Raw genomic sequence first — 13,139 nt, forward strand, 5'->3', positions numbered from 1 at the left:
TCCTGCCAAGATCGGATCTGTATGCGTTGAGTCCGCTGCAAAATCCTTGAATTTATACCGTGGAGAGGTTCTGTGGACGATGAAGATTTGACGAACGATTCGCTCGGTGATTATCAGGAATACGTTCGTCTGCGTTCGTTGAACCGGATTCTCGTTGTCCTCGCTCCATATGCTGGGGCCTTGATGATTGTGGGCGCGGTGGTCATGGCGGCGGGTTACGTGCTTCAGCCAGATGCAGAGGTAGTTGGAGTTGATCCAGCAGGGCGCGCTTGGGCCCTCAATTTCGTGGACCAGGCAGGCCACGCTGTGCAGAAAGGAAGTCGTGGTGAGTAATGTTGCTGAAGACGCAGATCTCTTTGGGATCGACCTGAAAAGGGAGAATGAGCGCCTGCGTGCGCAAAACGGGAAGTTAGCAGTTGCGATTTCTTTGGCTGTAATCGGCGGCTTGATTGCCATCGCTGTCGGTGCCGTCGGTATGTTTTCGCGGCCAGAGCGTGAGCGAATTGGTCTGGACGCCAACGGGCGTGCGATTCCGTTGGTCTCTCTGACGAAGAACGACCCGCCGGATGCGAAAATCACGCGGATGGTAGGGGACTGCATGAACGAGTTGTTCAATCACGCCTTCCACAATTATCAAACGACCGTCCAGCGTGCGATCGGGGATTGCTTCACCGGCGGCGGTAGCGATTCCGTGCGCAAGATGATGGAGCCGTTCCTGGCGCGGATGAAGAAAGAAGATGTGAATCTGGCTGGAACGTTTGTGATTCAGCCATTTATCAATAACCGGGGTACGACAAGCTCCGGTGGCATAGCACGCAACGCGTTCTATGTGCAGGGTGTCTTATCAATCGGTTATCGTGGCGGCAAAGGTGGTGTGAAGCCAGTGGAGTATGCATTTCAATCTGATGTTGTGCGTGTCTCCTACGACTCGCATCCGGATGGAATTCGACTGCAGAACGTCGTGATGGCTCCATGGGAAGGTCAGCGGTAACGCCCGGCCAGCGCATCGTGTAGTGGATAGGAGTGAGGTTTATGAGCGATCTTGAAGTACTGAGCCCGGCGCAGCTGAGTTCAATGGCATCGGGCGATGAAGCCGTGGTGATCGAGCTGTGTCGATCCGAGCATGAGAAGGTTCTATTGCAGCACCCGGAATTCGCGGAAATGATCGAAGATATCGACCCGTTTGTGTGCCGGCGCCTTGACCTGGTCGATGCTATTCGAAATGCGCCGAATGGGTTTATTCGTCAGTACCTGTATTCCATCTACGTTTTCCGCCAAAGCATTACGCTGGTGAGCGGCCGTAGCTTCTCCTAAAGATGAGCATCATGCGAAAACAAGCTATCACGGCAGTTTTCTTTGCCCTTTGCAGTTCCGTTCTATATGCTCAAAACGGTACGCAGAGCAGCGGGCAGCCACCCGCTGCGAAAGGCGCAAGCTCTGCGCGTGCACCGGTGGTGCAAAATTTCCCGTCCCAGCAAGAGGCTCAGGCGAATTGGCAGAAGGCGAATCCACCGCAGGAGAGTGCCACGGGCAATGGCCCTGAGGGCCGTGCTGCACAACCAGCCGGACGTAAAGGCGGTGGGCGGGTGAATGGTGATGAGCTTCCCAACCCGAAAATTGACTACCAGGGCGAGGCGCTTGAGCGCGTTTCTCCAATGGGGCCAGCGGAGATCCGCAGTTTCGAGGCGGCAATGATCGAGCGCGCGCGGGCGATGTCCGAGGTGCCGGGTGGACCTTACACGAGCAAAGGCTATCGCATCGTGCGCATCAGCTTCGAGCCGAACGCGAAACCTGAAACGGTCGACGTGGCATTGAACATGGGGGCTGTCGTCACCTTTGTCGACCGCGCCGGCAATCCGTTGATCGTCGACGGCGTGAAGAGCTTCTCATACGCATTTGAAGTCAGTGTCATGGAAACCGATGAGATCAAGGCGAAAGGCGGTTCGTCCTCCCTGGAGATTACACCGAAGTCAATCGCGGGTCGGGGCACGATGATGGTTCGACTGAGCGGTGTGCAAACGCCACTGATCCTTCAGGTCCGCGTTGGGGACTCAGGCAAGCAAGTCGACAGCCTAGTGCAGGCGGTAGTTCCTGTTCTGAGCCCATCGCGCGTGGCGCTTCCTGGGGACCGCCTCCAGGCCGATACAGGACTGCAGGTCGCTGAGATGCAGGGTTTCTTGATGGGCATTCCGCCAGATGGCGCCGTCGACGTGCAGGTGCGCCAGGTATCGGGCACGTCGGTTTGGCTTTGGAAAAACCACCTGTACGTCCGTACCGCGCACACGATCTTTAGTCCGGGCTGGTTTCAACGGCAATCGGCCGTGGACGGCACCGCTATATACGAGATGCCTCTTACTTCGGTTGTGCGCATGGGCGTCGACGGCCGTGAAGTTGAGGCGGTCTTCGATCTTCCCTATATCCCAGCCATCGTCGGCGTAAAGCAAAAATAGGACATCTGATGGAACAAGAAAACAATGCCGGAGAAGGCGGCGCGCCCCAAGCGAGTTCGACGATTGGCGGTAACGCACCAGTGATTGAACGCAAAGCCGTTTGGGACCCGAAGGGGCGTCGCAATATGATCATTATTGGCAGTGTGATCCTGAGCGCCATCGTCTTGGTTGTGCTGATGTCGGTATTCGGCGGGCCCAAAGAAGCAGGCAAAGCCTCTTCGATCACCCCGTCTAAGGATGAACAGCCAGTAGGGACCGGGATGATGAGTACGACCGAACGCGCCACCTTGCAGGCGCAGGAGCAAGCACGTTTGGCTGACGCGCAGGCCAAGGGACAAAGCGCCCTTGGTAATGATATGGCGCAAAGCGGTGTAACCCTGGGCCACGGTCAAGGGCAGGTGTCGAACAACAATGGGGCGCCGGCTGCTGGCGTTGCAAATGGCGAGGTGCCGCGGCGTGGTGAGCAGCGCCTGGACCAGCAACAAGGCGCCTCGTCGCAAGCGAGCGGCGAGGCAGGCCGCGCTGCGGACGCGAAAGTCGGGCAGCTGGCGACCCAAATGGACTTCATGATGCAGGCTTGGGGCCTGAAAGCTGCCGGCCAGCAGGATGGCGGCGCAAAGACGATGTCCAGGTATAGCCGCAGCATGGGCACGCAGAACGCTGCGCAGCCTGGACAGCAAGTTGCAGCCAACGGCGCTGGCCAGGCTGCGCAAGCAGGGCACGATCCAAGCGAGGTACCTGTCATTGGCGCTTACCAGCAGGCATACGGTGCCGAAACGATGGGGCCGATCGACACGGACACTCCGGGCAAACTGCGGAGCAAGATCTTGTCGGGGCCTTTCGCTGGCGGGGTTGCCACCGGTACGGCCAAGCGCATCGGTACGCAGGGCGTCCAATTCGACTTCGATACGGTTTATTTCAATGGGCGGCCGATCAAGGTGTCTGCCTACGGGGTGGATCTGGCCACATCGGGCGACGTCGTGCAAGGTAACTACGACGGCCGCTACATACAGCGCTTCGTGTTCCCTATTTTGTCCGAAGGCCTGCGAGCGTACGCCACAGCGCGAGCTCAAACAGGCACCCAAGTGATCGCCATTAACTTGCCGGGATCCAGCGGTCTGGCAACTGGCGCTCAGCAGACACCGCCGCCAACCGCAGAGCAAGCGCGCGAGGCGATGATCGCTGCTGGCGCGAACCAGGTAACTCAAATTCTGCGCACTGGCCCGCAGGATGGACACATCACGCTCGATGTCCGGCAACCATTCGCCATCGTATTCGAGCAGCCGGTCTATCAGTCCGACCTGATCGGCCAAACCACAAAAACCTCGAAATAAGTAAAGGAAGAGATGATGAGTTCGGACTTTTATCTGGAAGAAGGCAGCGGCGTTTCGGCAGCCGATATGGACCCGCTGGGCACCGCGGCCGCTTCTCAGCAAACCGGCACTGGCACCACAGGTGAGCCGGTGATTGGTCAACTGAAGGGGGCCGCGGCCGGTAAGAAGAAAGCCAAGCAGTCGATGTCGACGACCAAGAAAGCCGCGATCGCATTCGGTGCGGTGGTGGTAGCGGCAGGCGCTCTCACCATGCTTGGTGGTGGCCAAGCACCTGCGCCGAAGATGGGGCATCCACCTCCGATGGCAATCCAGCCTCAGGCAGGGACACAGGCGCCGCAGGGCATGATCGCAGCACAAGGTGGAGGCGAAGGAGCCATGGTGATGGGCGGTGATGCCAATCAAGCGGCCGCCGCAGTACAGGCACCGACGATGAATGGCCAGAACCCTGGTGGCGCGCCGATGGTGCAAGGAGGTGCTGCTGTACAAGCTGGTGTGCCGCAAACTCCAGCGGCCGCTCCGCCGCCGGCACCCGTTGCGCCTGCGGCGTCGAGCGCTGGCCCCAAACAACCGCCGGCGCTCGCACAGAAGCAAGGATTGGCGTCGGTCAGCAACTCTACGGGTTGGGACCAGGGTAAGTCCGTACCCGACAATGCCGGTCAACCAGCAGCCGCATTGCCAGAGAACGCGAAACTTGCAGAACGGGTTGCCGATCTGGAGCGCAAGCTGGCCAAACTCGAGCAGGGCGGTGCCGTGCATGCACCAACTACGCCACGCGCTGCGGCCAATGACATTGCTCCGCCATCTCATCGGGCAAAAGTTCAGCGTGTGGCGCGCGCAGCGGTCAGCTCACCAGCTATTCCCATTTCTCGTCAATTGCCGGCAGCGTCGGGTGCTGGCGGTACGCCGCAGGCCGGTGCGTTGGTCAGTCTGGACAACGTCCATGTGATAGGCACCACCACCCGCCAGGGTGTGACCACGGCGTTGCTGTCGATGGGCAGTACCAATAAGCGGGTTGTTGAAGGAGAGGTCGTGCCAGGCTTGGGTACGGTAGCAAAGATCGGTACGGATGCCGCTGGCAACGCGTATGCGGAGATCAACGGCGTGAAGTATCAATAAGCTCACGAGAAGGAAGTTGCGGTGGACATTCAATCATTTTTGGAAACCCTGTCTCAAGGCGCGGTCGTTGTTCGCCAGTTCGCCATCGCACTGTGCTCAATGGCGCTCGGGTGGTTTCTGATCGGCCAGGCAGGCGTGAAGATGTTGAAGTGGTCGGACCCCCGCCGGCAATACGGGGCGCCGTCGATCGCGGCTCGGTTTGTGGTCGGAAGCCTGTTCAACAACGCGTCCGACTACTTGCAGATGCAAGTACTGACGTGGACCGGGCAGGGCATGGGTTCCGACAATGCCATGTCGGTTATGCCATCCGGCGGGGCGAGCGTCCCGCGGATGATCATCGCAACGCTATTGGCCTGGGTGGCGACGGTCGGTGTGATGGCGATTTTGAAGGGGACCAGATTGATCGTCAAGGCTGCGGATGGCAGCGGTCAATCGGGGTCCATGCATGAAGACCCCGGCTGGACAGCGTTCGTTTATATCGTGTCCGGTTCCATCGGCGTCAATTTGTGGAGGTGGTGGCCAGCCTGAGCGCCTTGTCCACTATTTCGATTCGAGAAGTTGTAGTTACTAAAACCACTGAAAGGAAGTATCAAATGAAGACTCAAAAATCCCGCAAACTCGCAGCCATTACTTCGACCTTGCTGATGGTCGGCCTGGCTATGTCGACTCCCGCGCACGCAGACACGATTTTCGATCGTCTGCGCTCCCTGATTACGGACTTTTCCACCGTGAAGACGTTCCTCATCTGGATCGGCTTCCTGGCGGGTCTCTGCGGCATCGTTTGGGGCGGTACGGACATGTACAAGAAGTCGAACAACCGCGGTGGTGAAGATGTGACCTGGAAGGGCATCGGCATCAAATTCCTGGCCGGCGCCCTGCTGCTGAGCCTGACGGTTACCAGCGACACTATGCGTCAGACCGCTCTCGGTACTTCGGCGACGACTACGTCGACTGCAAACATGCAGTAAGCCGGGCGGCCCGATGATCGAGCTCATTCCTGGCGTCAGCCGCAATACATTCCGCGATCACGATCCGCAGGCCCAGGCGGCGGATGCGGAATATCGGGTGAAACGTCCTGCGGCACTGCAGCGGGCTGGTTACGTCTGCCAGGGCTGTGGGGTCAAATCGGTGGACGGTATGGAGGTGCACCACAACGATTGCAACCATGCGAATAACTCCGAGAAGAATTTGACGCCTGAGTGCGTGTTGTGTCACCCGGTCAATCACATCGGAGAGCTGGCCAGCCGGGTGACGCGCACGGACGATTCGGAGCTGGCGGGGGGAATGTCTCACCTGGCCTATCTGCCAGACATCAGTCAGAAGGATCTTTCTCATCTGATGAGAACAATCGGGCATGTGCTGACATCGGCGGCTGCAAGCGACCAGCAAAAGGCGGACGCCAAGGCGTTACATGAAAGCCTGCTCCCGTATTCGCAGTACATTGAAGCGGCGTGGGGATCGTCAAAGGTTGCGCATTTCGCGATCGCGCTGAAGGAGATCACACTCCCGGAGTACGAGCAGCGCGCCATGCCGATGGAAGGCCTGCGCGTCGTTTTCTCGATCGGTGTGGTCGTGAAGCAGGCGAAGAAGTTTGCAGCTGAATTTGTTTCGCTGCCACTTGATTCCTGGGCGTCGATTGCGGCCCGCCGCCTGGGCGCTCGGCAGAATTAAAAAAAAAGCAGCACAAAAAGAGGAAGGTTGGGATGTTCGAAACTGGTTCAAGAGCAGTGCGAAGCGCGGCGCTGGCGGAGCCGAAGCCGACGGCTCGGGAGGTCGCGGCCAATCTCTCCGTGGGCATAGTCTTGCACGACAATAAAAACAATCTGGGAGAGGGCTGGGCCTTCTTACCTGGCCGGGAGGCTTGGCGTGTTCGCGGCTTACTGGATCTGCCCAACGACGCGATGTGGGTGTCGTCAGGTGACTGGGGCGACTTTCGCAAAATGGGGCAAGCGCAGCTGCACCATGTCCGGCGCACGGGATACCTGGGCCTCAGGCTCGACGAGCTCGCGACGGATTTTGGCATTCGTATCGATGGACAGCACGCGCGCACCGGCGGGCAGCAGTTGGTGACGTATGTGCAGAATGCGGTTCGCGTCGCGGTTGAGGCCTATGGGTTGGACGACCCCTTGCGAAATCTACAGGACGACACGCTGGTTGTGACACTGAGCAAAGTGCTTCCAAATGCGCCGCAGGCCAAGGAGTTACTCCTGCAAAAACTGGCGTCGGCCTATCAGAGTTGGTCTTCGCAATACCAACCATTTCGCGACAACACCGTGCGCGTCCGCCTGCGCTTTAACCGGATGCCGTACGCTGAATGGCTGCTGAGCAATCCTGTACCCGACTCTGGCTGGTCGCACGCAATGTCTGACGTCGGATTTGATCATGAGGCTGTGATGGCAGGCACTTTCCCGCCCTCGCTCATTCAGGGCGTGGTCGAGTTCGACGGCGTGCCGGCGGAGGTGGCCAACCTGATCGCGTTCGGTGTCGGCGCCACCAGCAAACGCGCGAAGCGCGGCTGGATGACCGACGTCGAATACCGTTGGATCAGCCGATTCGCCCGCGTTCATGTCCAGTCCTACCTGGTGTCGGTAACCCGGATGCCGTTGCCGTCCGGGTGCCAGCTACCAGAGCTGCTGGCGGGCGATCGCCTGGTCAAGGCACTGCCAGGTGCCGGCATCGTCTCGTATGTGCATTGGCAAGCCCTCGTGGCGCCCAAGTACTCGAGGTTGACACAGTCGAGCGAGAACGATGTGTTTGGTACCTGGTTGCGTGCACACGATCGAGCGGTTTGCTTCGAAGCCGCGTTGGAGATGCAAAAGCTCGGGTTTCCGGTTTCCGGATACGGAAACGGCTCAGTCATCGTCATGGTCGATCGTAACCGCCTCAAAGAACTTGAACAGCTCGCAATTGGTATGGATTTCACCATGCCACGGTGGAACGCAATCATGCAGGAGTTCGGCTATGCCAGCCCCGATCATTCCTATTGACCCGGTCGATCGGGCTATCGGCCAGATCGTTTGGCGCCTGCCCCTGGAGCTCACGTCGGAGATGGACAACCTGTTCAATCTCGATCCGCTGAGCCGGGTGCGTCGTTTGACCGAGATTATCACTGTCGCAGCGAAGAAGGATCCGAAGATCGTCGAGGTGCTCCGCTTGCCGAACGTTCTGCCGGCATTGAAGCAAATGGCCGAGGAGCGCCAGGTCGAAATCGGCAGCAGTGAGGCGTCACCAACGCCTTGAACAAAACGTATGCCCTTGTCCCTATAACGACTGAATTGCCTACCAGATGAATAATCTCTTCCTCGCCGCCGCTGAAATGATCCATGACTCCCTCGGCGGCGGTAGCGCCGAAATGCACTGCCAGTGGCGCGGGGCCGTGGCGCCGTCGCAACGACTGGACAACGGGACCTATATCAGCGAGCTGCTGCAGGACAGCCACATTCCCCGGACGGACGCGGCGGCGCGCGAGGAGGACACGCCGATGCCTGAGCCGTATTCGCTGGAAATGGCGGATGGCACGCTGGTGTCGTTCCTCCTGGTCCGCGGCGCACGCACCAACATGCGCGAGAACGATACGGCGCGCATGGCCGATCTCGTGTCAGCGAAGGTGGCCGCGTACATGGCTGGCGGAAACAAGAGTTCGTACTCGTTCGGGATGTATTTCCTGCATGATCCGGAAACTGCTTCTCAGGTGTTCGAACAGAAGATCGCCCCGATGCTTGCGACCGCCAAGCGCCTGGGCGGCGATGCAGAGTCGTATCGCCGCGACCTTGGTTCTCGTTTGGCTATCGGCGCCGCGGAGGAAATGACTCTGTTGACCGTCCGAACGCACATGACCGCGCTGCGCAAAGACGAGCACAAGCGGGTGACCGAGCAGTATCAGAACATGATTAAAAAGATCATGGAGAGCGGTAAGGGCGTCAAGAACATGCCCTTGGCGCTCCAGACTCCATTCGGGCAAATATTATTGAGCCGGAGCCCAGCGATCCTGCAGCGGCATGAGGGCATCGTGAAGACGCTGCTGAGCGACTTCAACAGCCGCAACATCGGTCTGTCGATGCAGCTTATGGCGGTGCGCGAGGCGTTTGAACGTGTTCGCCGCTTTGGGGATCGAGAGATCCCGTATCAGCCAAGCTGGACGGCGCGTATGGCCGGGCAAGAGGGCGGCATCCTTTCCGCCTCGTCGAACAAGGGGGCGCCGACGCCGCTGTCGCTTGGCATGCAGGTGCTGAACCGGAAGGTGGTCGGCCATATTGATAACTATGAGACTGCGACCCTGGGTCACACCTGGTATGGCACGGCCGTGATGGAGATCGGTCCGGTGTCACCTCGAAAACTGCCATCGCAAACAATATTCTCAGCCTTGATGGCAAAGGTACGTGGCGTCGGCATTCCGATCAGCATCTCCTATGAAATATTCCCCAACGGGCTTGCATACAATCGCTTAAACCAGGTGCTGAACTCTTTCCTTGCGCCCTTGAACGCGACCAATCGCCAGATCCGTGATGCATATAAGGAGCTGCGAGCGCATGAGGAGCAGGCGGGTACGACGGATCCGATCATCGGACTTCGCGTGTCGTTTTCGACCTGGTCCCGAAACAAGCAGAAGGCTGAAAGTGCGCTACTCGAGCTGGACCTTGCGGTGCGCAGCTGGGGCAGCATGCAGGCCTCTTATGAAACCGGGCAGCCCGATATTGCGCGGCTGTCCGCCATTCCAGAATATACCGCCACCAGCTGCGCGCCAATTGTTCCTGCGCCCCTGGCCGACGTGATCTACATGTCTCCAATCATGCGGCCGGCTTCGCCCTGGGACTTTGGTCAGCTGCAGTTCAAGACCAGCGATGGCGTCATCTACCCTGTGCAGATCGGCTCACGCAAGCATGCGTCGTTCGTAACGGGTCTCTGTGCGCCGTCTGGCTCCGGTAAGTCGTTCTTGCTGAACAGGATTATGTACTGCCTCTCGTTGACGCCTGGCGCCCAGCAGCTGCCATATGGGGCCTACATCGACGTCGGGTATTCCGGTAAGGGGTTCCTCCGACATCTGCGCACTGTGCTGCCTAAAGAACTTCATAGCCAGCTGGTCTACTTCAAAGTGCTCAATGAAGCGGCGTATTGCGTCAACCCGCACGATTTGCAGTTGGGCTGCGTCAAGCCGACCGGAGCGGAGATGGACTTCCTGATCGCCGTGTACGAAGTGATCTTCAAGGGTCTGGGCGACGAGACGTCAACCTTTATCAATGCCCTGATCCAGGAAGCATATCGGATGTTCGGGCCAGATTCGACGGACGCCAAAATATGGCAGGATTCGATCGACGAGCGTGTCAGCAGGGAGTTGGGCGAGATCGGGTACAAGGCGCCGCAGACCCGTAGTCCGACCGTTTTCGAGGTTGTCGACGCCCTGTTTGCTGCTGGTCGCATCGAGGCAGCGCGCATCGCGCAGCGCTACGCCGTTCCGATGCTCGAAGACATGACCCGCGTCGTCAACAGCGACCGGATTCGGCGGGTCTATGCCAGTGCCAAGGTCGGTGACGAACTGCTGCTGGATAAGGCGACCCGTGCGTTGCTTAATGCTTCGACCGAATTCCCAGTCATCGCAGGCGTGACCCGCAAAGACCTCGATAACGCGCGGATCGCGGTGATTGACCTGCAGAACGTTCTGGGCGCGAGCTCCTCCAGCGGAGTGGAATTCGCCGGCATGATGTACCTCTATGCACGTCACCTCGGTGCCCGCAATTTCTTCCTCGACGTGGACGAGATCACGATGCTGGCCCGACCGCAATATAAGGACTATCAGATTCGCCGCGTCCGTGAAATACAGCAGACCCCGAAGGTTCTGACCTACGACGAGTGGCACAATGTCAAAGCGGTGAAAGGGCTGGTTGGTCTGAATGCCAAAGAAACACGGGAAACCCGGAAGTTCAAGATCTACCTGAACTTCGTGACGCAGTACATCACCGACTATCCAGAAGAAATCCTGGCCGGCATGACGACCGTGATGGTCGTTGGTCAGCAGGCCGAGGCGCACAACTTGCATGCGCACAAAGAGCTGGCATTGTCCGCCACTGACTTGGACATTCTGCGCAACGGTCTGGATCGTCAGGGGCGAATCTGGCTTTGGTTCCGTCTGCGCGATGGAATGGTCACGGCCGTGGTTGACAACGAGGTCGGACCGATCGAGGCGTGGTGCTATACGACGGACGACAATGATTCGCCGCTTCGAGCGGAGATGGAGGAGCGTGTTGGAGAAACCGAGGCCGTGAAGTTCTTGGCCAAGGAGTTCCCAACTGGATCTGCAGCTTCGTATCTCGAGCAGCGCCGACGGCACCAAGGCGCTGAGCGCCAGGGCGAAAAGATGGCGACGATCACGTCGATTGTGGCAGACGAGTTGGCGGGTAAGTACCACGAGACGCTGCGCAAAGGCCACTTACAAGCCGCCTAATTGGGAACTCCCTCAATGTCCACGTCGAAGATATCCACAGTTTCTGGGGATATCTTCGACGTTTCTCTCCCGACTAGCCCTAGTTTCCACAGATCTATCGGCGTGCCTAAATATTGGGCAGGTTTGGGGCGCGTACACGCCAAGGTTATGACTGAAAAAATCGAGATTCAAACTGATTCAAATGCTGGATCCTACGAACCGAAGTGCCAGCGGCGTCCGGACTCTCGCATAGTCGTGGGCGACGGCGGACGGTTTTTGGATGCACTAAGCACATACATGCGCGTAGCGAATGACGCAGAGCTTTGTAGGCAGCTCGAAGTACTCCCTTCGCTCATCAGCAAGATTCGCCATGGGCGAGGTGTGGGGGTTCTACTCCTGATTCGTATTCACGAGGTCACCGGGCTGCCAATCTCGCGCCTACGTGCATCTATCGAAGACGAGGAGGAGCTCGCCCCGGAATAGAGCCGGCCGGTGAACGACACGATCATGGTGGCCACGGTCGACCCCGTGCTGCAAGTGATGGAGCCGCCGGCCGGGCGCTGAGCTGGCGGAGCAGCAGGCGGGCCAGCAGCTGGTGGTGATCGGGGATCTGGCGGTGACCAGGTGTTGGCGTGGACGCGGCGCCGGTGGCGGCCGGCAAGCAGCTGGTGCGCGCCTGGGCGTGGTGCTGGCCAGCGCCGGCACCGCGGTGCGCCGGCGGCGCGTGCACGGCGGCCGACGTCGACCTGGTGCTGCAGGTGAAGGAGGCGCCGGCCGGGCGCCGAGCTGGCGGAGCAGGTGGGCTAGCAGCTGGTGATGGCCGTGGCCAGCGCCGCGCTGTGCGCGTCGGTTGCGATCGGGGATCTGGCGGTGATCAGGTGTTGGCGTGGGCGCAGCGCCGGTGGCGGCCGGCCAGAAGCTGGTGCTCGCCTGGGCGTGGTGCTGGCCAGCGCCGGCACCGCAGCGCGCCGGCGGCGCGTGCATGGCGGCGGCCGTCGACCTGGTGCTGCAGCTGGTGATGGCCGTGGCCGGCGCCGCGCTGCGGGCGTCGGCGGCGATCGAGGATCTGGCGGTGATTAGGCGTTGGCGTGGGCCCGGCGCCGGCGGCGCCGGCCAGCAGCAGGAAGGCGCCCGGGCTTGGTTCGCGCCACAGTCAACTCGATGGTGATCTAGGAGGTGGTAGGGCGCCGGACCGCAGGACCAGTTTGTGAGCTTGTCGTTGTGAGAGGGAAGGGATGTTTGCCATAATGCGTGTGTGACCCAAAGTCGCGCGCATAGAGGAATTCAAATGGAAAAAACTGGCAATCTTGGCCTGACGGTAGAACAAGCGGTGGAGCACCTGTCATCAATTGTCGCGCAGTCGGAGCGCAAGCTCCGCTTGGTGGTGCCCTATGAATCGGGACAGGTCTTGATCGGCGCGAAGCCCGCTGTTCCGATCGAGAGTTTCACGCTTGGGATGGACTGGGATCATGGCAAGGTATTCGCTAATCCTGTCCACAAAATCCGGGGGCCGGTGCTCGAGCTCGAGCAGGAGCAGCAGCTGGTACGCCGGGCAGTAAATGCGATTGGTTCGATTGCTTCATGCATGCGAAACGATCGAATTAGTCAGAATGAAAAGTTGCGTTTGATCGCCGCAGCGATCACTCGTTTTAACAGCAAGGATGCAGCAGCGTCAGCTGCATTGGCGAACGATCAATAACCAGAAGAAGGCCCGATGCGAACTAAACAAGTACAGGCACTGCGTCGTGCCGTTGCGATGGAGATTCTTAACCTGCTAGCGATTCGCCGTTCATTGAACAGGTTCCGGCGCGAGCTCAAGGA

General features: G+C 59.4%; 14 protein-coding genes. All 14 read left to right on the top strand.

What is annotated here, in order from left to right:
• Nucleotides 1-72: 72 nt before the first annotated feature.
• The 14 genes from ACSQ3S_RS33350 to ACSQ3S_RS33415 all read left to right on the top strand — a co-directional run bounded on the left by ACSQ3S_RS33350 (nucleotide 73) and on the right by ACSQ3S_RS33415 (nucleotide 13,017).
• The gene (locus tag ACSQ3S_RS33350; RefSeq protein WP_436145254.1) at nucleotides 73-333 is read left to right on the top strand and encodes a hypothetical protein; all 261 of its coding nucleotides are present in this window, start codon (nucleotides 73-75) and stop codon (nucleotides 331-333) included.
• Nucleotides 326-991: a DotI/IcmL/TraM family protein gene (locus tag ACSQ3S_RS33355; RefSeq protein WP_436145255.1), complete on the top strand. Its 666-nt coding sequence runs from the start codon at nucleotides 326-328 to the stop codon at nucleotides 989-991. Before ACSQ3S_RS33350 ends, ACSQ3S_RS33355 begins: the two co-directional genes overlap by 8 nt.
• A 41-nt stretch (nucleotides 992-1,032) precedes the next feature.
• Nucleotides 1,033-1,314, top strand: coding sequence for a hypothetical protein (locus ACSQ3S_RS33360; protein ID WP_436145256.1), 282 nt, complete (start codon nucleotides 1,033-1,035; stop codon nucleotides 1,312-1,314).
• Nucleotides 1,315-1,325: 11 nt separating this feature from the next.
• Nucleotides 1,326-2,450: a DotH/IcmK family type IV secretion protein gene (locus ACSQ3S_RS33365; RefSeq protein ID WP_436145257.1), complete on the top strand. Its 1,125-nt coding sequence runs from the start codon at nucleotides 1,326-1,328 to the stop codon at nucleotides 2,448-2,450.
• 8 nt (nucleotides 2,451-2,458) lie between these two features.
• On the top strand, nucleotides 2,459-3,784 hold the full coding sequence (locus ACSQ3S_RS33370; RefSeq protein ID WP_436145258.1) for a hypothetical protein: 1,326 nt from the start codon (nucleotides 2,459-2,461) through the stop codon (nucleotides 3,782-3,784).
• Nucleotides 3,785-3,796: 12 nt separating this feature from the next.
• The gene (locus tag ACSQ3S_RS33375) at nucleotides 3,797-4,900 is read left to right on the top strand and encodes a hypothetical protein (protein ID WP_436145259.1); all 1,104 of its coding nucleotides are present in this window, start codon (nucleotides 3,797-3,799) and stop codon (nucleotides 4,898-4,900) included.
• A 21-nt stretch (nucleotides 4,901-4,921) separates the two neighbouring features.
• On the top strand, nucleotides 4,922-5,428 hold the full coding sequence (locus ACSQ3S_RS33380) for a hypothetical protein (RefSeq protein WP_436145260.1): 507 nt from the start codon (nucleotides 4,922-4,924) through the stop codon (nucleotides 5,426-5,428).
• 65 nt (nucleotides 5,429-5,493) lie between these two features.
• A complete protein-coding gene (locus ACSQ3S_RS33385; RefSeq protein ID WP_436145261.1) occupies nucleotides 5,494-5,868 on the top strand; it encodes a DUF6750 family protein in 375 nt (124 codons plus the stop codon).
• Nucleotides 5,869-5,881: 13 nt separating this feature from the next.
• Nucleotides 5,882-6,571: an HNH endonuclease gene (locus ACSQ3S_RS33390; RefSeq protein WP_436145262.1), complete on the top strand. Its 690-nt coding sequence runs from the start codon at nucleotides 5,882-5,884 to the stop codon at nucleotides 6,569-6,571.
• A 32-nt stretch (nucleotides 6,572-6,603) separates the two neighbouring features.
• Nucleotides 6,604-7,887 carry a hypothetical protein gene (locus ACSQ3S_RS33395; protein WP_436145263.1) on the top strand — a complete coding sequence of 428 codons (1,284 nt, stop codon included), beginning with the start codon at nucleotides 6,604-6,606 and terminating at the stop codon, nucleotides 7,885-7,887.
• Entirely contained in the window at nucleotides 7,862-8,140 is a 279-nt protein-coding gene (locus tag ACSQ3S_RS33400) for a hypothetical protein (RefSeq protein ID WP_436145264.1), read from the top strand. The genes ACSQ3S_RS33395 and ACSQ3S_RS33400 overlap by 26 nt, the downstream gene beginning before the upstream one ends.
• A 46-nt stretch (nucleotides 8,141-8,186) precedes the next feature.
• Complete coding sequence (locus ACSQ3S_RS33405; RefSeq protein WP_436145265.1) at nucleotides 8,187-11,339, top strand: hypothetical protein; 3,153 nt, start codon at nucleotides 8,187-8,189, stop codon at nucleotides 11,337-11,339.
• An 865-nt stretch (nucleotides 11,340-12,204) separates the two neighbouring features.
• Nucleotides 12,205-12,486, top strand: coding sequence for a hypothetical protein (locus tag ACSQ3S_RS33410; RefSeq protein ID WP_436145266.1), 282 nt, complete (start codon nucleotides 12,205-12,207; stop codon nucleotides 12,484-12,486).
• A 120-nt stretch (nucleotides 12,487-12,606) separates the two neighbouring features.
• Nucleotides 12,607-13,017, top strand: a complete 411-nt coding sequence (locus tag ACSQ3S_RS33415) for a hypothetical protein (RefSeq protein WP_436145267.1) — start codon at nucleotides 12,607-12,609, stop codon at nucleotides 13,015-13,017.
• Nucleotides 13,018-13,139 lie beyond the last annotated feature (122 nt).

The organism is Duganella sp. LjRoot269, assembly GCF_964254095.1.
In the GTDB taxonomy this organism is placed as follows: domain Bacteria; phylum Pseudomonadota; class Gammaproteobacteria; order Burkholderiales; family Burkholderiaceae_D; genus Rugamonas; species Rugamonas hordei.

Coding starts and splice junctions, on each gene's coding strand:
- ACSQ3S_RS33400 (WP_436145264.1), top strand. CDS start 7,862: ATGCCAGCCCCGATCATTCCTATTGACCCGGTCGATCGGGCTATCGGC.
- ACSQ3S_RS33415 (WP_436145267.1), top strand. CDS start 12,607: ATGGAAAAAACTGGCAATCTTGGCCTGACGGTAGAACAAGCGGTGGAG.
- ACSQ3S_RS33365 (WP_436145257.1), top strand. CDS start 1,326: ATGCGAAAACAAGCTATCACGGCAGTTTTCTTTGCCCTTTGCAGTTCC.
- ACSQ3S_RS33370 (WP_436145258.1), top strand. CDS start 2,459: ATGGAACAAGAAAACAATGCCGGAGAAGGCGGCGCGCCCCAAGCGAGT.
- ACSQ3S_RS33390 (WP_436145262.1), top strand. CDS start 5,882: ATGATCGAGCTCATTCCTGGCGTCAGCCGCAATACATTCCGCGATCAC.
- ACSQ3S_RS33395 (WP_436145263.1), top strand. CDS start 6,604: ATGTTCGAAACTGGTTCAAGAGCAGTGCGAAGCGCGGCGCTGGCGGAG.
- ACSQ3S_RS33360 (WP_436145256.1), top strand. CDS start 1,033: ATGAGCGATCTTGAAGTACTGAGCCCGGCGCAGCTGAGTTCAATGGCA.
- ACSQ3S_RS33385 (WP_436145261.1), top strand. CDS start 5,494: ATGAAGACTCAAAAATCCCGCAAACTCGCAGCCATTACTTCGACCTTG.
- ACSQ3S_RS33405 (WP_436145265.1), top strand. CDS start 8,187: ATGAATAATCTCTTCCTCGCCGCCGCTGAAATGATCCATGACTCCCTC.
- ACSQ3S_RS33375 (WP_436145259.1), top strand. CDS start 3,797: ATGATGAGTTCGGACTTTTATCTGGAAGAAGGCAGCGGCGTTTCGGCA.